22 protein-coding genes are annotated in these 21327 nt (G+C 73.7%); 14 read left to right on the top strand and 8 right to left on the bottom strand.

Going from position 1 to position 21327, the window contains the following annotated elements; all coding sequences use genetic code 11:
* The first annotated feature begins 143 nt into the window (after window positions 1–143).
* The 4 genes from QEZ54_RS20670 (at window position 144) to QEZ54_RS20685 (ending at window position 2681) form a co-directional block, all read left to right on the top strand.
* Entirely contained in the window at window positions 144–572 is a 429-nt protein-coding gene (locus tag QEZ54_RS20670; RefSeq protein WP_281306314.1) for a DUF5990 family protein, read from the top strand.
* 90 nt (window positions 573–662) lie between these two features.
* A complete protein-coding gene (locus tag QEZ54_RS20675) occupies window positions 663–1079 on the top strand; it encodes a hypothetical protein (RefSeq protein ID WP_281306315.1) in 417 nt (138 codons plus the stop codon).
* A gap of 111 nt (window positions 1080–1190) precedes the next feature.
* Window positions 1191–1688, top strand: a complete 498-nt coding sequence (locus tag QEZ54_RS20680; RefSeq protein WP_281306316.1) for a general stress protein — start codon at window positions 1191–1193, stop codon at window positions 1686–1688.
* Between the two features lie 153 nt (window positions 1689–1841).
* Window positions 1842–2681 (top strand): CHAP domain-containing protein, encoded by an 840-nt coding sequence (locus QEZ54_RS20685; RefSeq protein WP_281306317.1) that lies wholly within the window; start codon window positions 1842–1844, stop codon window positions 2679–2681.
* 82 nt (window positions 2682–2763) lie between these two features.
* Here the strand turns inward: QEZ54_RS20685 and QEZ54_RS20690 are convergent, their stop codons facing one another.
* Window positions 2764–3099: a VOC family protein gene (locus tag QEZ54_RS20690; protein ID WP_281306318.1), complete on the bottom strand. Its 336-nt coding sequence runs from the start codon at window positions 3097–3099 to the stop codon at window positions 2764–2766.
* A gap of 152 nt (window positions 3100–3251) precedes the next feature.
* Here QEZ54_RS20690 and QEZ54_RS20695 point away from each other — a divergent pair, with 152 nt between their 5' ends.
* The 3 genes from QEZ54_RS20695 to QEZ54_RS20705 all read left to right on the top strand — a co-directional run bounded on the left by QEZ54_RS20695 (window position 3252) and on the right by QEZ54_RS20705 (window position 9930).
* On the top strand, window positions 3252–6050 hold the full coding sequence (locus tag QEZ54_RS20695) for a LuxR C-terminal-related transcriptional regulator (protein ID WP_281306319.1): 2799 nt from the start codon (window positions 3252–3254) through the stop codon (window positions 6048–6050).
* A gap of 83 nt (window positions 6051–6133) precedes the next feature.
* Window positions 6134–6964 (top strand): M23 family metallopeptidase, encoded by an 831-nt coding sequence (locus QEZ54_RS20700; RefSeq protein WP_281306320.1) that lies wholly within the window; start codon window positions 6134–6136, stop codon window positions 6962–6964.
* Between the two features lie 242 nt (window positions 6965–7206).
* Entirely contained in the window at window positions 7207–9930 is a 2724-nt protein-coding gene (locus QEZ54_RS20705) for a fibronectin type III domain-containing protein (RefSeq protein ID WP_281306321.1), read from the top strand.
* 96 nt (window positions 9931–10026) lie between these two features.
* Here QEZ54_RS20705 and QEZ54_RS20710 read toward each other — a convergent pair whose 3' ends face one another.
* The 3 genes from QEZ54_RS20710 to QEZ54_RS20720 all read right to left on the bottom strand — a co-directional run bounded on the left by QEZ54_RS20710 (window position 10027) and on the right by QEZ54_RS20720 (window position 12158).
* Complete coding sequence (locus tag QEZ54_RS20710; protein WP_281306322.1) at window positions 10027–10455, bottom strand: hypothetical protein; 429 nt, start codon at window positions 10453–10455, stop codon at window positions 10027–10029.
* 145 nt (window positions 10456–10600) lie between these two features.
* Window positions 10601–11599 carry a hypothetical protein gene (locus QEZ54_RS20715; RefSeq protein ID WP_281306323.1) on the bottom strand — a complete coding sequence of 333 codons (999 nt, stop codon included), beginning with the start codon at window positions 11597–11599 and terminating at the stop codon, window positions 10601–10603.
* Between the two features lie 16 nt (window positions 11600–11615).
* The gene (locus QEZ54_RS20720) at window positions 11616–12158 is read right to left on the bottom strand and encodes a hypothetical protein (RefSeq protein ID WP_281306324.1); all 543 of its coding nucleotides are present in this window, start codon (window positions 12156–12158) and stop codon (window positions 11616–11618) included.
* Window positions 12159–12294: 136 nt separating this feature from the next.
* On the opposite strand from QEZ54_RS20720, the gene QEZ54_RS20725 reads away from it, so the two are divergent.
* Window positions 12295–12882, top strand: coding sequence for a hypothetical protein (locus QEZ54_RS20725; RefSeq protein ID WP_281306325.1), 588 nt, complete (start codon window positions 12295–12297; stop codon window positions 12880–12882).
* Window positions 12883–12912: 30 nt separating this feature from the next.
* Here the strand turns inward: QEZ54_RS20725 and QEZ54_RS20730 are convergent, their stop codons facing one another.
* A complete protein-coding gene (locus tag QEZ54_RS20730; protein WP_281306326.1) occupies window positions 12913–13998 on the bottom strand; it encodes an NAD-dependent epimerase/dehydratase family protein in 1086 nt (361 codons plus the stop codon).
* Window positions 13999–14075: 77 nt separating this feature from the next.
* On the opposite strand from QEZ54_RS20730, the gene QEZ54_RS20735 reads away from it, so the two are divergent.
* Window positions 14076–15068, top strand: coding sequence for a YihY/virulence factor BrkB family protein (locus QEZ54_RS20735; RefSeq protein WP_281306327.1), 993 nt, complete (start codon window positions 14076–14078; stop codon window positions 15066–15068).
* Between the two features lie 38 nt (window positions 15069–15106).
* Window positions 15107–16348 carry a glycosyltransferase family 4 protein gene (locus QEZ54_RS20740; protein WP_281306328.1) on the top strand — a complete coding sequence of 414 codons (1242 nt, stop codon included), beginning with the start codon at window positions 15107–15109 and terminating at the stop codon, window positions 16346–16348.
* A gap of 68 nt (window positions 16349–16416) precedes the next feature.
* Here the strand turns inward: QEZ54_RS20740 and QEZ54_RS20745 are convergent, their stop codons facing one another.
* Window positions 16417–16683, bottom strand: a complete 267-nt coding sequence (locus QEZ54_RS20745) for a DUF4235 domain-containing protein (protein WP_281306329.1) — start codon at window positions 16681–16683, stop codon at window positions 16417–16419.
* A 132-nt stretch (window positions 16684–16815) separates the two neighbouring features.
* Between QEZ54_RS20745 and QEZ54_RS20750 the strand changes: the two genes are divergently transcribed.
* From QEZ54_RS20750 to QEZ54_RS20760, 3 genes are all read left to right on the top strand, one after another.
* A complete protein-coding gene (locus QEZ54_RS20750; protein WP_281306330.1) occupies window positions 16816–17166 on the top strand; it encodes a hypothetical protein in 351 nt (116 codons plus the stop codon).
* A gap of 6 nt (window positions 17167–17172) precedes the next feature.
* Entirely contained in the window at window positions 17173–17565 is a 393-nt protein-coding gene (locus tag QEZ54_RS20755) for a DUF948 domain-containing protein (RefSeq protein ID WP_281306331.1), read from the top strand.
* 157 nt (window positions 17566–17722) lie between these two features.
* Window positions 17723–18628 carry a hypothetical protein gene (locus QEZ54_RS20760; protein WP_281306332.1) on the top strand — a complete coding sequence of 302 codons (906 nt, stop codon included), beginning with the start codon at window positions 17723–17725 and terminating at the stop codon, window positions 18626–18628.
* A 137-nt stretch (window positions 18629–18765) separates the two neighbouring features.
* Here QEZ54_RS20760 and QEZ54_RS20765 read toward each other — a convergent pair whose 3' ends face one another.
* The gene (locus QEZ54_RS20765) at window positions 18766–19974 is read right to left on the bottom strand and encodes an amidohydrolase (protein ID WP_281306333.1); all 1209 of its coding nucleotides are present in this window, start codon (window positions 19972–19974) and stop codon (window positions 18766–18768) included.
* Window positions 19975–20067: 93 nt separating this feature from the next.
* Between QEZ54_RS20765 and glsA the strand changes: the two genes are divergently transcribed.
* Window positions 20068–21063, top strand: a complete 996-nt coding sequence (glsA, locus tag QEZ54_RS20770; protein WP_281306334.1) for a glutaminase A — start codon at window positions 20068–20070, stop codon at window positions 21061–21063.
* Between the two features lie 71 nt (window positions 21064–21134).
* Here glsA and QEZ54_RS20775 read toward each other — a convergent pair whose 3' ends face one another.
* Window positions 21135–21278, bottom strand: coding sequence for a GPGG-motif small membrane protein (locus tag QEZ54_RS20775; RefSeq protein WP_281306335.1), 144 nt, complete (start codon window positions 21276–21278; stop codon window positions 21135–21137).
* Window positions 21279–21327: the final 49 nt, after the last annotated feature.

Genomic DNA, 21327 nt, shown 5'->3' on the forward strand with positions numbered 1-21327 from the left:
ATCTCCTGAGGGGGTGCGGCGGTGGTCGCGTCGCCAGTGACGGCGATACTCTAGCAACCCGATAGGAAATATGGGAATGATGGGTCGTCGCCTGCCCGCGTGGGAGGGCGGCCACCGTCCGACCCGGGTGGCACAGTGGTGCCGTGCTGGTGAGGATCATCGGACGGCAGCTGCCCGGCGCGTCCTGCGCGGGAGTCGACGGCGTACGCGTGGGCGTGCAGCGCGACCGCGACGTCGAGCAGTGGGTGCCCGCCGACGGCGAGCAGGCCGTGTTCGAGTTCGACGTGACCGTGGTCGACACCGCCGACGGACCCGACTTCCGCGGCCCGTACGTGCACGGCCGGCGCGGCGAACGCTTCCTCTACCTCGTCTGGTCGCACGCCTCCACCGGCCTGCCGGTCATGTTCCGGCGCGCGAAACTGCAGCTCGCGCCCGTGGCCGAGCTGCTGGTGCAGCGGCCTGACGTCCGGGCCGCGGTCACCGGCACGCTGCCGCTGACCGGTCGGGACGGCACCCCGGTGTGCGCGAGCGTCCGTCCCCCGTGGATCGAGTGGACGGTCACCAACGGCTGAAATCTCGGCCGAGGGCGGTTGAAGCCTACCCCGGTGGGTATCGCGATCTCGTCGGGTCGGCAGCGGCCCGACTCGACGAGGAGGTCCGTCATGGCTAGAAGCACGAACGGAGTGCCCGCGGCGGCGGGCCAAGTGAAGCAGACCCTGGCCGACACCGGCCGGGTCGTCGCCGACCAGGCCGGCGAGGTCAAGCAGGCGCTGGCCGACTCGGGACGCGCGGTCGCCGCGCAGGCCGGGGAGGTCAAGCAGGTCCTGGCCGACACCGGCCGCACCGTCGCCGCCTCGGCGGGTGAGGTGAAGGAGCAGGTCGCCGCGACCGCGACGCTGGCCAAGGACCGGGCGGGCGAGGTCGCGCACGCCCTGGCCGACCAGGTGCCCAGCGACCGGCAGCAGTGGGAGTCCCTGGGCCGCGACGTGCGCGACAGCGTACGCCGCAACCCGGCCCCCTGGGTCGCCGGTGCCGCGATCGTCGGCTTCGTGTGGTGGCTGGGCCGCCGCTCGAAGTGACCGGCCCACGCAGACCGCCCGTCCTCCCCCGCGGAGGGCGGGCGGTCGCCGTTTCCGGGGCCGGCGCGCCGGGCATAGGCGCGTCAACGAGAAACGGACTAGGAGGACCCCATGACGCAGACCGAGTGGACCGCCGACAGCCGCACCACCGGGCAGGTCGTCATCGCCACGTACGACAACTACGCCGACGCCGAGCGGGCCGTCGACCACCTGTCCGGGGAGGGCTTCCCGGTGGAGCGCACCGCCATCGCCGGGCGGGGCCTGACCCTGGTCGAGCAGGTCACCGGCCGGTTGTCGCTGGGCCGGGCGGCGCTGCAGTCCGGTGTGTCCGGTGCGGTGATGGGCGGGCTGCTGGCGTGGCTGTTCGGGTTCTTCAACTGGGTGACACCGCTGGTGTCGCTGCTGCTGCTGGTGCTGTACGGCGTCCTGTTCGGCGCGGTCGCCGGTGCCCTGATGGGCATGGCCGGGCACGTGCTGTCGGGCCGCCGCCGCGACTTCGCGTCGGTGGCGGCGATGCAGGCCGAGCGCTACCAGATCCTGGTCGAGTCCGACGCCGCCGACGAGGCGATGCGCCTGCTGGAGGCCGGTGGCCTGGCCGGGCGGGTGTAGCCGCGAGCAGGTCGCGGGCGGCTGCCGGAGCTCCGGCGGCCGCCCGCGATCGTTCATGCCGGGCGGTTGTAGTGGAAATGTATGGAGTGTGTAAGTCGGCTTCGTACATTCGCCTCACCGTGCACTTCATGTCCATCCTCGGGGAGGCAAACCATGTCAGGGAGAGTCGGACGCGTGCTGCGCGCCGTCGGCGTGACCATCGCCATCGCGGTGTCAGGCATCGCCGTCGCCGCGGCACCGGCCCAGGCGGCATCGCGTGACGGCGTCTGCGACAGCGGCGAGTTCTGCTACTACTACAACAGCGACTTCGCCGGGTCGCTCTCCGACCACGGATCGTCGCTGGCGGACTACGGCGCCACGCAGCCGTCGTGCTACGAGTTCAAGAGCGCCGGCAGCGGCCAGGGCCTGTGCGTCAAGAACAACGCGGCGTCGGCGTGGAACCGCACCGGCAGCACCATCCGCGTGTACTACAACAGCGACTTCGGCGGCACGTCCCAGGACATCGCGGCCGGGGCGAAGGTCAACCTGAACGCCTCGCTGAAGAACAACAACGCCTCGCACCAGCCCGCGCCCTCCGGTGGCACCAGCTACCCCGCCAAGGACGACTACCCCTACCGCGGGCAGACGACCGGCGTCGACCCGTGGAACTTCTACAAGGGCCAGTGCACCAGCTTCGCGGCCTGGGCGGTGCGCAGCCGCCTGGACGTCCCGTTCCACAACTACTACGACGGCGTCCACTGGGGCAACGCGAACAACTGGGCCAACGCCGCCCGCAGCGCCGGCATCCCGGTGTACGGCAGCCCGAAGGCCGGTGACGTCGCGGTCCGCCTCGGCGGCACCTGGGGCCACGTCGCGTTCGTGACCAGGGTGAACTCCAACGGCACCTTCGAGGTCGACGAGTACAACTACAACGGCGGGTCGGCCTACAGCCACCGCACCGTGTCGGTGGGTACGGCCAACAGCCAGTTCTCGCAGTTCGTCCGCTTCAAGTGATCGCACCCCGGGGCGTTTGCTGACAGAGCCGACCGGAGGAGGGCGTCCGCCCTCCTCCGGTCAGCCCGTTCCGGCGCCGCGCTCAGCGGTCCTGCAGCAGGCCGAGGACGTTGCCGTCGGGGTCGGTCACGGTGGCGACCAGGCGGCCGCCGCCCACGTCGCGTACGGGGTCCTTCACGGTCGCGCCCGCCGCGGTGACCTCGGCCAGCTTCGCCCCGATGTCGGGCACGTGCCAGTAGGTCACCGGCGAGGTCATGCCCTGCGGTCCGCCGCCGGGCACCAGCCCGATGTGCTGGCCGTCGACGTCGAAGCCGACGTAGTAGGAACTGTCGACCCGGGGCACCGCGCCGAGCAGCGCGGCGTACACCGCCTTGGCCGCGGCCAGGTCGGACACGGGGTGCAGCACAGTCTTGATCATGTTTCGCTCCTTGGTCGCGAGGCGCAGACGCCCGCCGTCGAGGTCGGCGACGGCCGCCAGTGGAGCCTCCCGCGGCTGCGGCGGGCCCGCATCCGTGCCGACCACGGAGACCACCACGGAGTCCGGCCGCACGGGTAGGGCAGGATGGGGCCGTGGTAGCTCAAGGGATCTCCGGCCGGGAGGCCGAGGTGCTGACCCTCGTCGGGGAGCATCTCAGCAACGCCGAGATCGGTGCGCGGCTGTTCATCTCCGTCCGCACCGTCGAGACCCACGTCTCCTCGCTGCTGCGCAAGCTCGGTGCGGCGGACCGGCGAGGGCTCGCGCAGCTGGCCGCGGAGTGGAGCCGGGCCGGACGCGGCGGCGCGCCGGCGCTTGGGCTGCCCGCGCCGGTGACCTCGTTCATCGGCCGGTCACAGGAGCGGGCGGCGCTGATCGCAGCGGTCAGGGAGCACCGGCAGGTGAGCGCGGTCGGCCCGGGCGGGGTGGGCAAGACCCGCCTCGCGCTGGCGGTGGCGGAGGCCGCGGCCGCCGACTTCGCCGACGGGGTGTGGTTCGTCGATCTGGTCCCGGTCACCGATCCGGCGATGGTCGGCGCGGCGGTGGCCGCGGCGATCGGCGCCGGTGAGCAGCAGAGCAGCGGCATGGACGAGTCGGTCGTCGCCGCGCTCGCCGACCGGCACGCCCTGCTGGTGCTCGACAACTGCGAGCACGTACGGGACGGCGTGGCGCCGTTGCTGGAGCGGCTGCTCGCCGGGTGTCCCCGGCTGACCGTGCTGGCCACCAGCCGGGCCCGGTTGACGGTGCCGTTCGAGCGGGTCCATCCCGTCCCGCCGCTGTCGCTGGACGGCGACGGCGACTCGGACGCGGTCGCGCTGCTGCTCGAACGCGCCGCGGCGGTGGGCTGGCCGGTGGCGCCGGAGCAGCGCGTCCAGGCCGCCGAGATCTGCCGCGGACTGGACGGGGTGGCGCTGGCGATCGAACTGGCGGCCGCCCGGCTGCCCGCGCTCGGCCTGGACGGCCTGGCCCAGGTGCTCCCCGACCAGCTGCGGCTGCTGACCGGCGGGGCGCGCGCCGACGACCGGCACCGCTCGGTGCGGGCGATGCTGGACTGGAGCCACGCCCTGCTGGAGCCGGACGACCGTACGCTGCTGCGCCGGATCGCGGTCTTCGTCGCTCCGTTCACCGTGGACGCCGCGCGGCAGGTGGCCGGGTTCGCGCCGTTGGAGACGGCGGCGACGATGGACGCCCTGGCCCGGCTCACCGAGCAGAGCCTGCTGACGGCGGCCCCGTCCCCGGGCGGCACCCGCTACCGCACGCTGGAGCCCATCCGCCAGTACGGGACCGAGCAGCTGGCCGGCGCCGGCGAGCTCGACGAAGTCCACTCCCGCCACCTGCGCTGGAGCCTGGCGACCGCCACCGACCTGGCCCGGGCCACGCCGCCGGCCACCGGAGCATGGCGCGCCGCGTTCGACGCGGCGGCCGACGACATCCGGGCCGCCCTGGGCTGGGCCGCCGACCGGCCCGAGCACCGGGCCGAAGCGCACGATCTGGCACTCGCCCTGGCCCAGTCGACCTTCACCAGGAACCTGGCCGGCGAGGCCCAGCAGCGCTACGAGCAGGCGGCGTCGCTGGCCGACGATCCGGTCGCGGTGCGGTCGGCGCTCCGGCACGCCGCGGCGGTGGCCGGCTGCCGCCGGCACGGCGACGGCATGTACCGGCTGTACCGCGCCGCCGCCGACGTCGCACGCGGCGCCGGCGACCCCGCCGGGACCGCCCGTGACCTGGCCACGGCCGCGGCCGTCAGCTACCGGTTCTCCGGCACGTTCTCGCAGGCGCCGCCGCTGGGCGAGGCCGCGGCGCTGCTCGCCGAGGCGCGCGAGCTGGCCGGCGCCGATCCTGCCGCGCGAGCCGCGGTGGCGCTGGCCGAGTGCGGGGTCGGCACCGACGCCGCCGAGCTGGACCCGGGCGCGCCGGAGGCCGCGGTACCGCAGGCGATGGCGCTGGCCGGGCAGGCGGTCGACCTGGCCGCCCGTACCGGCGATCCGCTGGCCCTCAGCGCCGCCCTGGACGCGCTCGCCGCGGTCCAGTGCTGGGCGGGCGACACCTTCGTGATGGCGCAGACGACCCGCAGGCGCGTGGAGTTGCTCGCTTCGGTGCCGGTGACACCGGCCAGCGCCCACGAACGGGCCAACGCGCTGTCCGAGGCGGCCGATACCTGCATCGGCGTGGGCGATCTGAGCGGCGCCCGCCGGTGGGGCGAGCAGCTGCGCGACCTGCCGCTGCTGGCCGAACGCGGCGACTTCGCCACGTCGCGCCTGCTGGTGGCGGACGCGCTGGCGGGCGACGTGGACGACGTGCTCGTAGGGAGCCGGCGGTTCCGCGACGCGTGGGAGCGTACGGGCAGCCTGCACACGCCCGACCTGGCCACGGCGGCGGCCGCGGTGGCGATGGTGCACGGACTGCGCGGTGAGGACGGGCCGAGGAGCGAGTGGCTGTCCATCATGGACGAGCTCGGCCTGGCGTCGGCGCACAAGGCCGGCTACAGCGCGGTGTTCGACGCGATCGTGCAGCTCCACCACGGCCGGGCGGACCGGGCCGCGGCGGGCCTGCTCGCCGAGGCCGACGAGATGGACGAGTGGGTCATCTGGGTGTGGCAGCACTGGTACGTCGCGCTGCGCGCCGAGGCGGCCGTGCTCACCAGGCACCCGGACGCGCGTCGGCGGATCACCGCCTCCCGCGCGGTCGTGGCCGGAAATCCGGTCGCGGACGCCCTGCTCGACCGGGCCGAGGCCCTGCTCGACGGCGACCAGGACCGGCTGCTCGCCGCGGCGGCCGCGTTCGAGGCCGCCGGCTGCCGCTACCAGTGGGCGCGCACGCTCGTCCTCACCGGCGGCGACCATGCCGCGACCGGCGCGGCGGCCCTGGCCGACCTGGGCATGTCCCGCCCGTGACACCGGCGACCGCGCCGGTCTGGCCCTGGTTCGGCCCCGAAGAAACCCTTGCCCTCAGCCGGAACGGGCCTTAAGTTGCATTGATGATCCTCAGTGAAGGGCTGAGCCCCGACCCTCACCCGCCGGTCAGCCGCGGCGGCCTGCGGCCCGAGGACCTCGGCGGCATCGCCTACCTGCGGGGACTGTCGAGACGGGGATTCATCACCGGGGCCGCGCTGGCGGCGTCCGGGGTGTCGGCCGCCTTCGCCCTGCTGCCCGGCTCCGCTCAGGCCGCCGGCAGCTATCAGCGGCCGTGCGGCAACGTCCGGATCTCCAGTTCCTGGCAGGACCACCGGAACCGGACGCCGCCGTCGGGTGAGCCGGGCACCGACTACGCGGTCGGCACCGGCACCGCCGTCATGGCCGCCACGAGCGGCACGATCCGCTACGTCAAGACCGACACCTCCACCGCGACCGGCCGCGTCGTGGGGATGGCCCACGACGATGGCAACTACAGCCGCCACCTGCACCTGTCGAGGATCATCGTCTCGACCGGCCAGCGGGTGGCACGAGGCCAGACGATCGCGTACTCCGGCGCCTCGGCGAACGGCAGCGACTCCGGCGTCGGGCCGCATGTCCACACGAGTCTCTGGCTGAACACCGGCAGTCCGACGAACTTCGCCGCGACGGTGGACTTCGAGAACCACGTCGGAGACGCCACCAACCCGAACCCGCCCGACCAGGAGGTAGATGAAGTGTTCATCGCGAACGTCAAAGGCAGCTGGTATCTCATCGTCCCGCAGGGCACCGGCAAGCCGCGGGCAGTGGTCCTCGGCGGCGACAGCAACGCCGCCGCCTCCGGCATACCGGTGCTGAACTTCACCTGGGACCCGTCGGTCAACGCGCTGCGGGCCGCGGTCGACGGCATCGGTTGAGGCGACCCGGCACGTCGCGGTAGGGCGGGCGGCGGCATGTCTGCCGCCTCCCCGCAGGACGGCCCCACCGGTGGGTCGGCGCCCCTTTCGCCCTGAAATGACTAGCATGTTGGCCACAGGCGGAGCGGGGGCACCGCCAGGCTCGCGTGATCCGGCACGCCGCACCGTCCAAGGTGGCGGTGCGGCCCGCTCGACGCCTCGCCCCCGGCGAGCCTGCCTCTTCCGAGCGGGGGTTGGGTCTGATGTCCTGGTCGCGCCGATCACGGCGGTCGGCGGCCGCCGCGCTCGCCATCACCGTGACCGCCGCCGCCGTGTTCGGCCTGCCGCACACGGCCTCCGCGGCCGGCACGACGCTGTTCGACCAGTCGTTCCTGGGCAACCGCCCCGACGGCACCGGCGCGGTGGCACTGCCGGCCGCGCCCGCCGGCGCGACGAACTCGGCCTGCCTGACCGCGGTCGGCAACCCGAACGGGGTTCCGCTGCGCAGCTGCACCGTCGCCACCGACCCGCCTGGTTCGGGACGGCTCCGGCTGACCGACGCCTCGGCGGACAGGCAGGGCGGCGTCTTCAGCGCCGCGAGCGTGCCGACCTCGCAGGGCCTGGACGTCACCTTCAACGCCCACCAGTACGGCGGGGCCGGTCCCGGAGGCGACGGGCTCGCGTTCGTGCTCGCCGCGGTCGATCCGGCCAACCCCCTGTCACCGGCCGTGCTCGGGCCCGCAGGCGGATCGCTGGGCTACTCCGCCGCGTCCAACGGCGGCTCCGCCGGCCTGTCCCAGGGCTACCTGGGTGTGGGCCTGGACGTGTACGGCAACTTCAGCAACGCCGCCTACCAGGGCACCGGCTGCACCAACCCGGCCTACATCAGCACCACCGGACGGGTGCCCGGCCAGGTCGTCGTGCGCGGACCGGGTAGCGGCGGCACCGGCTACTGCGCGATCAACAGCACGGCCGTGACCACGCTCGCGCTGCCGCTGGCGCTGCGGGCCTCGACGCGGTCGGCGTCTGTGGTACCGGTCGAGGTCGTCGCCAACACCACCGCGGCGTCGTTCGTCACCGCCTCGGGTATCACCGTCCCAGCCGGGCAGTACCGGATCAGGTTCACCCCGGTCGGCGGGCTGCTGCCGCTGACCCTGTCCGGCCCGCTGCCGGTCGTGCCGTCCACGCTGTATCCGTCGCCGAGCTGGCTCAACGCCGCCGGCTACCCGAAGCAGCTCGCGTTCGGCTGGGTCGGGTCGACGAGTTCGGTCACCGATTTCCACGAGGTGGGCAACGCCAAGGCGGTCTCGTTCAACCAGGTGCCGGACCTGTCCGTCACGCAGGCCAGTTACGCGGGCCTGACCCCGCAGCCCGGCGACCCGGTCACGTACGTGATCACGGCCGGCGTCAACGCGGGCGCCGACGAGACGGTGCCCGTCTCGGTGACCCAGACGCTGCCGCCGGGCGTCCTGCCCCGGGGCGCCTACGGATCCGGGTGGAGCTGCGGGGCGCCGACCGGCCAGAGCTTCACCTGCGTCAGCGGCAGCGGCCCCTTCCCGGCCGGCACGGCGCTGCCGCCGATCACCGTGGTGGCCATCGTGACCGGCACGGCGGTGACACCGGCACTGATCCAGACCGCGACGGTCGCCACCGCCTCGTCCGGCGACGCGAACCCCGGATATGCGGCCACCACCACCCCGGTCACGCCACCGGCCGCCCCCAGCGGCATCACCGTCAGCCCGGCCGCCGGACCGGTCCCAGGCGCCAACGCGGTCCGGGTGAGCGGCGCCAACCTCGCCAACGCTTCCGCCATCGAGATCGGCACGGCGGCCGAGCAGCAGGCCGGTGCTCCGGTCGTGCTGCTGCCCTGCCCGTCCGGCCCCGCCGCGGGCTGCTTCACCACCAACGCCGACGGCACCCTGTCCATCTCCGCGATGCCCGGCCGGGCGGGGGCCGCGACGGTGAACCTCACCGTCGTCACCCGCGGCGTGGCCGGGGCGGCCGCCTACGCGTACCGGTCCGTGCCCGCAGCCCCCACCGTCACCGCGGTCGCCGCGGGCGACAACGCGGCGTCGCTGAGCTGGTCCGCGCCCGCCGACGGAGGTTCGCCCATCACCGGTTACACGGTGACGCCGTACCTCGACGGCGTCGCGCAGCCCGCCCGGACCTTCCCCGCCCCGGCCACGACCCAGAACATCACCGGGTTGACCGCCGGCAGCACCTACACCTTCCGGGTCGCGGCGATCAACGCCGCCGGCACAGGCCCGGAGTCGGCGGCGTCCGCGCCGGTGACGGTCAACGCTCCGCCGGCGCTCACGTTCGCGCCGCCCCCGGCAGGCAAGGCCTACACCGCCTACCGGCACCAGTTGACCGTGGAGGGCGGCACCAGCCCGTACACCTGGTCGGTGAGCGCCGGGTCGCTGCCCGACGGGATCAGCCTCGCCCCGGCCACCGGCGTGCTGTCGGGTACGCCCACCGTCGCGGGCTCCTTCTCCTTCACCGTGCGGGTCACCGACGCGGTCGGCCAGAGCGCCACCCGCCAGGTCACGCTGGTCCTGGCCGCGCTGGGCGGGTTGGCGATCAGCGTGCCGGAGTCGGCCTCGCTCGGCACGGCCGGCGCGGGCGGCGGCCCGGTCACCGGGCGGCTCGGCGTGGTCACCGTGACCGACGACCGGGGTCCCGCCGCGGGCAGCTGGACCGCGTCGGTGTCCATGACCGACTTCACGACCGGCGCCGGTGCGGCAGGCGAGATGATCCCCGGCAGCGCGGTCGTGTACTCCTCAGGTCCGGCGGTGCTGACCACGGGGACAGGACTGTTCGTGCCGCAGCCGGGCACCGCGATGGACGCGCGCCGGTTCGCCGCGGGCTGGCAGGGCCCGCCGGCCGGGGCGAACTCCGCCGCCTGGAACCCGGGGCTGGCCGTGACGCTGCCCGCAGGCGTGGTGGCCGGCACCTATCGCGCCGTGATCACGCACTCGGTGCTGTGACCCGGCTCCGCGCGAAGACAGTCCCCCGGTTTCGGGGACAGCCACAGCCACCTGGTGGACCCGGCTCCGCGCGCGAAGACAGTCCGCCACCCGGTGTCACGCGTGCCGTCGGCGACGGCGGACGGCCAGCACGGTGCCCGTTCCCGCGCATACCAGCAGGGTGCCGAGCAGCAGTAGCGGGCCGAGGTCGGCCCCGGTGACGGGTAGGCGGCCGCCGGACGGCAGGGCCGACGGCTGCCCGGCGCCCGGCGCGGCGGGACCCGCGCCGTTCGCGCCGCCGCCGGACGGTCCGTCGCCGGAGGATCCGCCACCGTGGTGGGACGAGCCGCCGCCGTGGGATCCGCCGCCGGGCGAATCGCCGCCGGGCGAGGGGCGGGGCTTCGCGCCCGGCGAGACTTCGAGGGTCACGCCGCCGGAGGAGCCGGGCGGCGCCGTGGCCACGGCGACCGCCGCCGCGGCGGGCCGCCCGCCCTCGGCCGCCACCGGGGCACCGGCGAGCAGCGCCGCACCGACGGCCAGGCACACCGTGGCGGTTCCGAGGACAGCCCAGCGGGTTGGTCCGGGTGCCGTACGGACAGGCCTCTCCGGTGGCGCACCAGGGAACATGAAGATCACACTAGTTCGGGGTGCGCGGCCCGGCTGCCCTTTGGGACAACCGGGCCGTCCGAGCTCAGACGTACTGCCTGTCGCGTACGCGCCGACGCCGGACCAGCTGCCAGGCGAGTACGGCGACGAGCACGACCGCCAGGCCGACCACGACGATCAGCAGGGTACGACGGCCGGACACCGGCTCCAGGGCCGTCGTGTCCGCGGCCAGCGGCAGCACGAACTGTCCGGTCGCGACGCGCTCGACCATTCCGCTGCGCAGCTTGAGTTCGGCGTGCCATACGCCGTCGGGCACCGGCTGGTCGATCGGTGCGGTGACCCTGCCCTGCCGGCCCGGCAGGATGGTGACACCCGAGGTGACGCCGAACGGTCCGGCCCGGACCGTGTCGGTGTCGTTGCTCAGTGCCATCGAGCCGGTCATGTCCAGGGCGCGCTCACCGGTGTTCGTCACCTGCGCGGTGAGGACCGGCCACGGCCCGCTGCCGCGTTCGACGGTCAGGCCGTCGATCCGGAAGTCCGTGGGCGGCTCGCCGCCCGGGCCGACGTCGAGGTACACCCGTACCCCGACGCGGTGGATCTGCAGCACGTTGCCCTGGTCGGGCGAGCTGGTGACCTGCGCCCACACCGCCGCGTAGCGCTCCCCGCGCGAGGCCGCCTCCGGTACGGCGATGGTCACCTCCACGTCGCGCTTGGCCCCGGGCGGCAGGTCGATCAGCTTCGTCGCCAGTCGCGTCCAGCGGCTGAGCTCGTTGCCGCCGCGGCCGTCGGTCACCGTGAACGTGTTCTCCTCGATGCTCGCGGCCCCCGAGTACAGCTCGACCCGCTGGGTCTGCGGCGAGGTGTTGCTGACCTCCACCCGCCTCCGGATGGTCATGCCGGGCGTGACGTGGTCCACGATGTACGCCCGTGCCCGCGGGTCCTCGACCCGCGCCACGGGGATGTCCAGCAGTCGCAGGCCGAGTCCGCCGGTGGGTGCCCCGGGTTCCGCGATGGCCTGACGCCCGGCCTCGGCCGGTGCCGCGAGCGCTCCGAGCGCCACGAGGGCGGCGGAGGCCAGCAGCACCGGCCGGTGGACGCGCTCATACCACCGAATGCGTCACCGTCCCGGTGTAGATGCCGCCGACGGCGTCCGCGGGGATCGTGACGACGAGGTTCGGGTTCCAGGTTGCGGAGTTGCTGCCGGTGCCGCCGGCGTGCGAGAACGCCGTACGGGGCACGTTGATCACCTGGGCGGCGCCCGCGTTCATCTGACCGGGGGTGAAGGTGCCCGTGCCGACGGTGACCGTGGCCTGGCCCGACCAGTACTTGACGTTGCCTGCCGGGATGGTCTCGCCCGGCCCGGCGCTGCCGGTGGTGAAGGCGCCGGACACGACGCTCGCGTTCCAGGCGGGGGTGAGCGAGGCGCGCAGGTCCGACACGATCACCAGGCCCATCGGGCCGGAGAGGGTGGTGCCTTCGTTGCCGGTGCCGAGGCTGGACGCGGGCGGGACGGAGATGGTGAGTCCGCCCGAGCCGACCACGGTCAGCGTCACGATGGTGTCCCCGGGCGCCGCCGCGGCGGGACCGGCCAGCCCGACGGTCGCTGCCGCAGCCAGCGCCAGAGAGATGAGCCGCTTTTTCACGTACCCTCCGTTTTGTTCTGCTTTACGGTGATTCCGTTCTCGAAGTTTAGTAACGAATGGGGCATATTGAACACGAATCGCGAAACGACTGGACCGCCGCCGAAGGGGCTGCGGACCGCGCGATACGGTCCAGCCCATGACCATCGTCTTCGCCGACCGCGGCCTGCACCTCGGCGTCCTGAACGCCCTACTGGCCAACGGTGCGATCGCCGCCGCCGACCTGAGCGCGATCGTGGAGTCGACCGGCCCGGACGGCCCGGACGACGGCTACCCGGGCCCGGGCCCGCGCCTGGCGGCGGCACTGGACCTGCTGCACGCCGTCGCGGTGCCCGCGTCCGCGGCATCGGCGATCGACCGACTGGACTTCGACGGCGGCAATGACATCTACATGCTGGTCGAGCAGACGCTCGACATCGACACCGGCGGCGAGTCCGACGACTACAACGTCACCTCGCTGGAAGGCGTCCACACGCTGTCGGGCCTGAAGTCGCTCAACCTGGACGGCCACGGCTACCACCCGGACCCGTTGGACCTGACCCCCCTGACCGGGCACCCGACGCTGTCGGAGCTGGTGCTGACCGGCGTGTGCACGAACGCGGCGGCGCTGGAGACGCTGCCGGCGCTGCGCACCCTGAACGTCGCCCTGGCGCGCCTCGACGACCCCGACGTGCCGACCCGCCTGGAGGCGCGCGGAGTGGCGGTCCGCCACCGCAGGCGCCGCTGACCGTCCTGACCGGCTGTCGGCTGAGCGCGCTCAGTCGGCGGCGCTGTGCCCTGGCAGCCGCCCGCGGGCCACGGCCATCAGCCGTGTGGCGGCACCGGGCCGCTCGCGCAGCGGCGGCGAGCCGTCACCGGCGCCGTCGGCCATACCCTCGATCAGCTCCGCCAGCGCGTCAAGCGCGTCGGTGCGGGCGCGCCAGCCCAGATCCGCCTCGGCGCGCCGGCACGACATCAGCGGGCTGCGCGCCGCCAGCCGGACCCAACCGGGCTCAGTGGGCTGGAGCCTGGCCGCCCAGGTGAGGGCGGCCGCGCCCTGCAGCAGCAGCGGCGGGGTGGGCACGGCCCAGCCGTGGAAGCGGGCGCCCACGCTCTCGGCGTCCAGCACGGGCTCCGCGGCGATGTTGTACGGCCCCCGCGCCTGCGCCAGGATCGCCCGCGCGTACGCCTCGGCGACGTCATCGGCGTGCACCGCCTGGATCCGCAGCGCCGGGCTGCTCGGCAGCAGCGGCAGGCGCCCCAGGCGCAGCAGCCCCAGCGGCGCGAACGGGCCGATGAACAGCCGCGCGATCTCGGCGGCGGCCACCCGCTGGAACGCCAGCGCGTTGCGGATGCGCACCACCCGCAGCTGCGGGTGCTCGGCCTCGACGACGTCCAGCATCGCCTCCACCGCCGCCTTGTCCTCGCTGTAGGTGGAGCCGGGCACGCCGGTGGCGGGCCACACCTCGTCGATGCGCTTGTCCTTGGGCGCGGGCGCGTACGCGCCGACCGAGGACGCGACCAGCAGCGTCGGCACGGAGGCGGCGACGGTCGCCGCGATGACGTTGGCGGTGCCGGTGACGTTGGTCTGCCGCAGCTGCGCCCGGTCGTGGCTGGGCTGGATCTGCCAGGCGAGATGGATCACCGCCGCCGCGCCGGCGAACAGGTTGGTGAGCGACGCCGCCGCCTCGGGGCTGCCCACGTCCAGCTTGTGCCAGCGCACCTGGTCGTACGGCCAGCCGGCCGACGTCGACGGCCGGCGCCGCGCCACCCCGGTGACCTCGTCGAACTCGTGCCCGTCCACCAGCCGCCGCAGCACCGCCGTGCCGATGTTCCCGGTCGCGCCCACCACCACAACTCGCATATCAGCCCCTTACCCCCCAAACCCTGATGTCAACCACGGGTCGGTTAGGAAGGGGCGGGGTGCGGTATGTAGCGGCCATGGCCGAGCACCCCCAGTCGTCCCCCGCGTCGCCGCCTCCCCCGGACGCGGGTCCGCGCAGTCCCGCACAGTTCAGCCTGAAGTCCTGGTGGCAGGTGCTGCGCCGGACGGCGAAGGAGGCCGACACCGACAGCCTGCAGGTATGGGCCGCCGCGCTCACCTACTACGGCGTGCTGTCGCTGTTCCCCGGCATCCTGGTGCTGGTGGCCGTCGTCGGGCTGATCGACGACCGGCTCGTCAACGACGTGCTCACCGACGTCACCCCGATCATGCCCGGCCCGGTCCGGGATATCTTCACCGCCGCGCTGGACAACGTGCAGGCCAACGACGCCAAGGCGGGCGTCGCCGCGATCATCGGTCTGGTGGTCGCGATGTGGTCGGCCTCCGGCTACATCGACGGCTTCATGCAGGCGTCCAACGCCATCTACGACGTACCGGAGGGCAGGCCGCTGTGGAAGCGGCTGCCGATCCGGCTCGCGGTCACCCTGGTCACCGGGGTGCTGCTGGTCGTCAGCATGCTCATCGTGGTACTCAGCGGCAGGCTGGCCGAGGCGCTGGGCAACGCCCTGGACATCCCCGGGCCGGCCGTGACGGCCTGGCAGATCCTCAAGTGGCCGGTGCTGGTGGTGCTGATCGGGGTGCTGTTCGGGCTGCTCTACTGGGCCTCGCCCAACGCGCGCCAGGGCGGCTTCCGGTGGATCACCCCGGGCTGCGTGCTGGCGGTCGTGCTGTGGCTGGCCGCCTCGGCCGGGTTCGGCTTCTACGCGGCGCACTTCGGCACGTACGCCGCCACGTACGGCAGCCTCGGCGGCGTGGTGGTGTTCCTCATCTGGCTATGGCTGTCCAATCTGGCCCTGCTGCTGGGCGCCGAGCTGGACGCCGAGCTGGAGCGCCAGCGCGCCATCGCCGCCGGCCACCCGGCCGACCAGGAGCCCTACCTGCAGACCCGCGACGGCAAGGCCGTGGACACCGACGACAAGCAGGCACTCTGACCGCGTGATCAAGCGGTGGGAGTGGGTATGGCGAAAGCATGACAACCACCGCCATTCATAGTGATCTGTCGGCAAAGGCGCCGCAGCTGCCCGACGGCCCGGCGGCGGAGGCCGAGCCCCTCAAGATCGCAATGGTCGCACCGCCATACTTCACCATCCCGCCCGTCGGCTACGGCGGCATCGAGGCCGTCGTGGCCGATCTCAGCGACGCGCTGACCGCGGCGGGGCACCAGGTCACGCTGATCGCCGCCGGGGCCAACGGCACCCGGGCCGGATTCCGGCCGGTGTGGGACCGGACCGTGCCGGAGCGGCTGGGCGAGCCCGGACCGGAGATCATCTACGCGGCCGAGGCGCGCCGGGTCGTCGAGGCGCTGGCGGCCGAGGGCGCGGTCGACGTCGTACACGACCACACCTTCGCCGGGGTGCTCAACGCCCCCGCGTACGCCCGGCTCGGCCTGCCCACGGTCGCGACCATGCACGGCCCCGCCGACAGCGAGCTGCGCGGCTTCTACCGGGCCCTGGGCGACGACGTGCCGCTCGTGGCGATCAGCCGCCGGCAGCAGGCGCTCGCGCCCGAGCTGAGCTGGATCGACACCGTGCACAACGGACTCGACCCGGCCGCCTGGCCGTACCAGGCCCGCAAGGGCGAGTACGCGCTGTTCCTGGGCCGGTTCAGCCCGGACAAGGGCGCGCACACCGCGGTCCTGGCGGCGCGGGCCGCCGGGCTGCCGCTGATCCTGGCGGGCAAGTGCGCCGAGCCGGCCGAGCGGAAGTACTTCCGCGAGCAGGTCGAGCCGCTGCTCGGACCGAACGACCAGATGATCGGTCCCGCCGACGGCGTCCGCAAGCGGGAGCTGTTCGCCAACGCCCGCTGCCTGCTGTTCCCGATCCAGTGGGAGGAGCCGTTCGGCATGGTCATGATCGAATCGATGATCTGCGGCACTCCGGTCGTGGCGCTGCGGGCCGGGGCCGTGCCGGAGGTGGTCTCGCACGGGGTGAGCGGGCTGATCTGCGACGACCCCGAGCAGCTCCCCGAGGCGCTGCGCGAGGTGAGCGCGCTCGATCCGGCCGACTGCCGCCGACATGTCGTGCACAACTTCAGCGCCGCGCACATGGCCGTCGGGTACGCGCGGGCGTACCGGCGGGCGCTGGCCGCGCTGGAGGCGACTGCGGCGGCCTCCGCGCATCCGCAGGCTGCCCGGTCGCGCACCGCGCCGCTCGGACTGCGCCGCGCGGGTTCCGTGCCCCGGCTGTCCGGGCACGCCGCCACCTCCCGGTAGGCGAAGGCCGCCGACACGGCAGCGGCGCCCGTTCCTGGGAACGGGCGCCGCTGCCGTGCTCGTCGCGGTCAGTCGGGCCAGCGGCCCGTCAGCGACTTGACCGCGTGCGCGCCGCCGCGGTCCACGGTGGCCTTGACGATCCCGAAGATGGCGCCCTGCACCGCGGCCGCGACCAGGATCTCCGGCCAGCCCCGGGTGGGGTCGGTGGCGTGCGGTGCCTGCGAGGAGCCCGCCGCCACCCGCCACACCCGTTTGAAGGCGGCCGCCGCGACCACACCGGCCAGCGCACCCCCGAGCATCCCGATCGGCTTGTAGACCAGTGTCTGCTTGTTCATGCCGGGCGCATACCCGCGGCGGCGCGGTTCAGTCCCACCACGCCGGCACCAACCGGTGCCCCGGGGGCGATTAGGACGGCGGCGGCCGGGTATGGGGGCGCCACCCCCCGAAGTCGACCGGAAGGCGTACCCATGGCAGGCAAGGATATCGACCTCACGAAGGCAGCCGACGACGCGGCGCAGGCGGCCGCCCAGGCGGGCAGGGCCGTGTCCGAGAAGGCCGCCGCGCTCAAGGACGACGCGGTCGTGGCGGCCGCGGCCGCCAAGGACACGATCACCGAGGCGGCCGTCGCGGCCAAGGAGAAGGCGGGGGAGGTCGTCCACGCCGTGGGCGAGCGCCTGCCGCAGAGCTCCGACGAGTGGGAGGCGGTCGGCCGCGACATCGTCGACAGCATCCGCCGCAACCCCAAGCCGTGGCTCGTCGGCGCGGGCGTCTTCGCCGTCGCCTGGCTGCTGGGCCGCAGCTCGGCCCGTACGAAGTAGGGCTTGATGTCGGGCACAGAGATCGCGGCGCTGGTCGCCGCGGGGGCGTTCGCGATGCTGGTGCTGGTGCTGGCCGTGCCGATCCTGCGGCTGCGCCACACCGTCGACGCGGCGACCGCGGTGCTGCGGCAGGTCGAGGGCAGGACCGGTCCCCTGCTCGACGGCGTCACCGACACCGTGACGAACGTGAACACGACGCTGGGCCAGGTCCAGGTCACCATCGACGGGGTCAACGTGCAGCTGGCCAAGGTGGACACGGTGACCTCGCAGCTGGCGTCGGCGACCTCCGGCGTTTCGCGCCTGGTGGGCGCGGTCACCGACCACGCCTCCGGGCCGGTGGGCAAGATCGCGGCGCTCGCGTACGGCCTGCGCAGGGCCACCGGACGCGGCCGCCCCTGACCGACCCGCCCCCTGATCACCCCTGGCACGCGGTAACAACCCCGCGACCAGGGGTGATTCCGTTCGTATCACCCGTTGGTGCAGGTTGTCCTGTTTCGGCGCCGCCGGTGCGGGCATGCGGAGGGGGACACAACGAATCCGACAGCAAGGAGACACCATGGACCTCGGACGTGTCCTCACCGACACTCTCCGGTCGATCGCGCTGTTCCTGCCCAAGGCGCTGGCGTTCATCGCGATCCTCGTCGTCGGCTGGCTCGTCGCCCGAGCGGCGCGCATGCTCACCGACCGGATCCTGGAACGGGTCGGCTTCGACCGGCTCGCCCGGCGGGGCGGCGTCGCCGCGTGGCTGGCCCGGGGCCGCTACGACGCCTCCGACCTCGTGGCCAAGCTGGTGTACTACGCGGTGCTGCTGTTCAGCCTCCAGCTGGCGTTCGGCATCTGGGGTCCGAACCCCGTGTCGACCCTCATCAACGGCGTGGTCGCGTGGCTGCCGCAGGCCTTCGTGGCGATCCTGATCGTCGTGGTCGCCGCCGCCATCGCGTCCTGGGTCAAGGACATCGTGGCCAACGCGCTGAGCGGCCTGTCCTACGGCCGTACGCTGGCGACGATCACCTCGACGGTCATCGTCGCGCTGGGTGTCATCGCCGCGCTGAACCAGGTCGGCGTCGCCACCACTGTCACCACGCCGATCCTGGTCACCGTCCTGGCGACGGTGGCGGGCATCCTGATCGTCGGGGTGGGCGGCGGCCTGATCCGGCCGATGCAGTCGCGCTGGGACTCCTGGCTCAACCGGGCCGAGGCCGAGTCCAGCCGGGTCGCCGAGCATGCCCGCGCCTACTCGGCCGGGCAGAGCGACGCCCGGACCGTGATCCTGCCGCGCAGCCGGACCGCGCCGGAGCAGGCGCCGGTCCGCCGGCCGGAGGACGCCGACGCGCAGGCCCCGGCCTTCATCGAGCAGGTGATGGCGACCGACGAGGACGAGACCGCGGTACGCCGTGAGCCGGCGGCCGACGCCACCCAGCAGCTGCCGGTCTCCGACCAGGGCCCGCGCCCCCGGCGCTGACCTTCCACCGAGGCGGGTGCGGCGCGCTGCCGCACCCGCCTTCTCTCATGTTGCCGGGCGATCGGGCGTATCTTGGGGCCTCTTTCGACCAGTTGCCAGGCAACAATGACGCTGCCGCGGGTTCGGGCCGGCGGCGGTCAGTCCAGCCAGTGCCTGGCCGCCGAGGCCAGGGCGGCGACGCCGACGCTGATGGTGGGCTCCTCGACAGGCGCGTAGCGCGGCGAGTGGTTGGACGGCAGGCCCGCCACCACGCGGGCCAGCTCCGACGGGCTGGACGCCCCCTCGAACGCCGCCGGGTCGGCGCCGCCGAGCAGCCAGAACACCAGCGGCGCACCGGCCGCCGCCGCCAGCACGCCGACATCCTCGCTGCCGGTGACCGGGCCCGGGTCGACGACCCGTCCGGCGCCGACCACGGCCGCCAGAGCGGCGCGCGTACGCTCGGCGGCGGCCGGGTCGTTGAGCACCGCGGGCGCCGATTCGGTCTGCTCGATGCGCGGTTGCTGCCGCGCGCCGGAGGCCTGGGCCTCGGCGCGGACGATGCGTTCGATCGCCGCGAGCACTCGCCCGCGTACCTCGGTGTCGAAGGTGCGGACGGACAGCAGCAGCTCGGCGTCGTCGGGGATGATGTTGTTCTTGGTGCCCGCGTTGAGCGCGCCGACGGTGACCACCGCCGTGTCGTTGCCGGACACCTCGCGGGCCACGATGCCCTGCAGCCGCAGCACGGTGGCCGCGGCCATGACGACCGGGTCGACGGTGGTCTCCGGCCGGGAGCCGTGGCCGCCCGAGCCGTACAGCGTGACGCGCAGCGAGTCGGTGGCCGCGAACGCCGGGCCGGGCCGCAGCCCGATCGTGCCCGCCGGCAGCGGCGCGACGTGCTGGCCCAGCACCACGTCCGGGCGCGGGATCCGCTCGAACAGCCCGTCGGCGACCATCGCGGCGGCGCCCTGGGCGAGCTCCTCGGCCGGTTGCAGGACCACCGTGACGGTGCCCGACCAGTCGGCCCGGCTGCCCGCCAGCGCCGCGGCCGCGCCGAGCAGGCAGGTGACGTGCATGTCGTGGCCGCAGGCGTGCATGACGCCGTCGACCGTGCTGGCGTAGGGCAGCCCGGTGGCCTCGCGGACGGGCAGCGCGTCCATGTCGGCGCGCAGCAGGACGGTCGGCCCGGGTCCGTTGCGCAGGAGGCCGGCGACTCCGGTCGTACCCACCGGTTCGATCACCTCGAACCCGGATTCCCGCAGCCAGGCCGCGGCGATCCCGGCGGTGCGGTGCTCCTGGAAGGACAGCTCGGGGTGGGCGTGCAGATCGCGGTAGACGCCGCGCAGTCGCTCGGCCGACTCGGTTGCCATGGCTGCCAGCCTAGGGCGCAAAACAGCAGCCAGCCGCACATACAGTGGTATATCTGGCACCGGGACGTAGCCGCACCGGCAGGGGGCCGACTGGTGATCGCGGGTATGGAGCAGGTCGCGCAGCGCGCCTGCACCGGGGCGCTACCCGGGTGGGACCAGGTGGACCTGCTGGTCGCGGAGGCCTACGAGTACGCGCGCCGCAGCACCGACGGCGCCGTGGCCGACTACATCCCGATCCTGGCGCAGGCCGATCCGGAGCTGTTCGGGGTCGCCGTGGCGGAGGTCGACGGCGGCCGGCACGGCGTCGGCGACGTCGGCACGGAGTTCTCCCTGCAGTCGATCTCCAAAGCGTTCGTCTACGCCCTGGTCTGCCAGGCGCTGGGGCATGACGCGGTACGCGAGCGCATCGGCGTCGACAACACCGGCCTCGCCTTCGACTCCGTGATCGCGATCGAGCTCAACGCGGGCCACCCGATGAATCCGATGGTCAACGCGGGCGCGATCGCCACCACCGCGCTGCTGCCCGGCGGCTCGCCCGGTGCGAAGTGGGAGGCCGCCCGCGCCGGGCTGTCGGCGTTCGCGGGCCGGCCGCTGGAGCTCGACGACGACGTCTACCGGTCGGAGGCGGCGACCAACCAGCGCAACCGCGCCATCGCCCGGCTGCTGGAGAGCTACGGGCGCATCGAGGTCGACCCGCTGGCGGCCGTGGACGTGTACACCAGGCAGTGCGCGCTGCGGGTCACCGCCGCCGACCTGGCCGTGATGGGGGCGACACTGGCCGACGGCGGGGTCAATCCGGTCACCGGCGAGCGGGTCGTGTCCGCGACGGTGTGCCGCGACACGCTGGCCGTGCTGGCCGCCAACGGCCTCTACCAGCGGTCGGGCGAGTGGCTGTTCGACATCGGGCTGCCCGGCAAGTCGGGCGTCGCGGGCGGCATCGTCGCCGTCTCCCCCGGCAAGGCCGGGATCGGCACGTTCTCGCCCCGGCTCGACCCGGCCGGCAACAGCGTGCGCGGCAAGCTGGCGACCGCGCACCTGTCGCGGGCGCTCGGGCTCAACATCTTCGCCTCCGCCCCGTGGCGACGGTAAGGGCGGGTGGCCGCAGCCACCCGCCCTTCGATCTCGCACGCCGGTCAGCCCTCGTCGGGCTCACCGGCCGCCTACGAGAAGATGCTCACTCCGCCCGGCCCGACCAGCAGGCCAATAATGATCAGCACGATGCCCCACAGCACCTGGCGGCGGACCAGGGCGACGATCCCGGAGACGACCAGTACGACGGCGAGAAGCCAAAGCAGAAATTCCATGACGACGAAATTCCCTTCCCTCTCCTACGTAAACCTTGGTTTTTTCCGG

Origin of the sequence: Catellatospora sp. KI3, assembly GCF_029948125.1 — a bacterium.
Lineage (GTDB): Bacteria > Actinomycetota > Actinomycetes > Mycobacteriales > Micromonosporaceae > Catellatospora.

Coding starts and splice junctions, on each gene's coding strand:
- QEZ54_RS20760 (WP_281306332.1), top strand. CDS start 17,723: ATGGACCTCGGACGTGTCCTCACCGACACTCTCCGGTCGATCGCGCTG.
- QEZ54_RS20755 (WP_281306331.1), top strand. CDS start 17,173: ATGTCGGGCACAGAGATCGCGGCGCTGGTCGCCGCGGGGGCGTTCGCG.
- QEZ54_RS20690 (WP_281306318.1), bottom strand. CDS start 3,099: ATGATCAAGACTGTGCTGCACCCCGTGTCCGACCTGGCCGCGGCCAAG.
- QEZ54_RS20675 (WP_281306315.1), top strand. CDS start 663: ATGGCTAGAAGCACGAACGGAGTGCCCGCGGCGGCGGGCCAAGTGAAG.
- QEZ54_RS20705 (WP_281306321.1), top strand. CDS start 7,207: ATGTCCTGGTCGCGCCGATCACGGCGGTCGGCGGCCGCCGCGCTCGCC.
- QEZ54_RS20700 (WP_281306320.1), top strand. CDS start 6,134: ATGATCCTCAGTGAAGGGCTGAGCCCCGACCCTCACCCGCCGGTCAGC.
- QEZ54_RS20725 (WP_281306325.1), top strand. CDS start 12,295: ATGACCATCGTCTTCGCCGACCGCGGCCTGCACCTCGGCGTCCTGAAC.
- QEZ54_RS20765 (WP_281306333.1), bottom strand. CDS start 19,974: ATGGCAACCGAGTCGGCCGAGCGACTGCGCGGCGTCTACCGCGATCTG.
- QEZ54_RS20685 (WP_281306317.1), top strand. CDS start 1,842: ATGTCAGGGAGAGTCGGACGCGTGCTGCGCGCCGTCGGCGTGACCATC.
- QEZ54_RS20750 (WP_281306330.1), top strand. CDS start 16,816: ATGGCAGGCAAGGATATCGACCTCACGAAGGCAGCCGACGACGCGGCG.
- QEZ54_RS20730 (WP_281306326.1), bottom strand. CDS start 13,998: ATGCGAGTTGTGGTGGTGGGCGCGACCGGGAACATCGGCACGGCGGTG.
- QEZ54_RS20735 (WP_281306327.1), top strand. CDS start 14,076: ATGGCCGAGCACCCCCAGTCGTCCCCCGCGTCGCCGCCTCCCCCGGAC.
- QEZ54_RS20745 (WP_281306329.1), bottom strand. CDS start 16,683: ATGAACAAGCAGACACTGGTCTACAAGCCGATCGGGATGCTCGGGGGT.
- QEZ54_RS20740 (WP_281306328.1), top strand. CDS start 15,107: ATGACAACCACCGCCATTCATAGTGATCTGTCGGCAAAGGCGCCGCAG.
- QEZ54_RS20775 (WP_281306335.1), bottom strand. CDS start 21,278: ATGGAATTTCTGCTTTGGCTTCTCGCCGTCGTACTGGTCGTCTCCGGG.
- QEZ54_RS20680 (WP_281306316.1), top strand. CDS start 1,191: ATGACGCAGACCGAGTGGACCGCCGACAGCCGCACCACCGGGCAGGTC.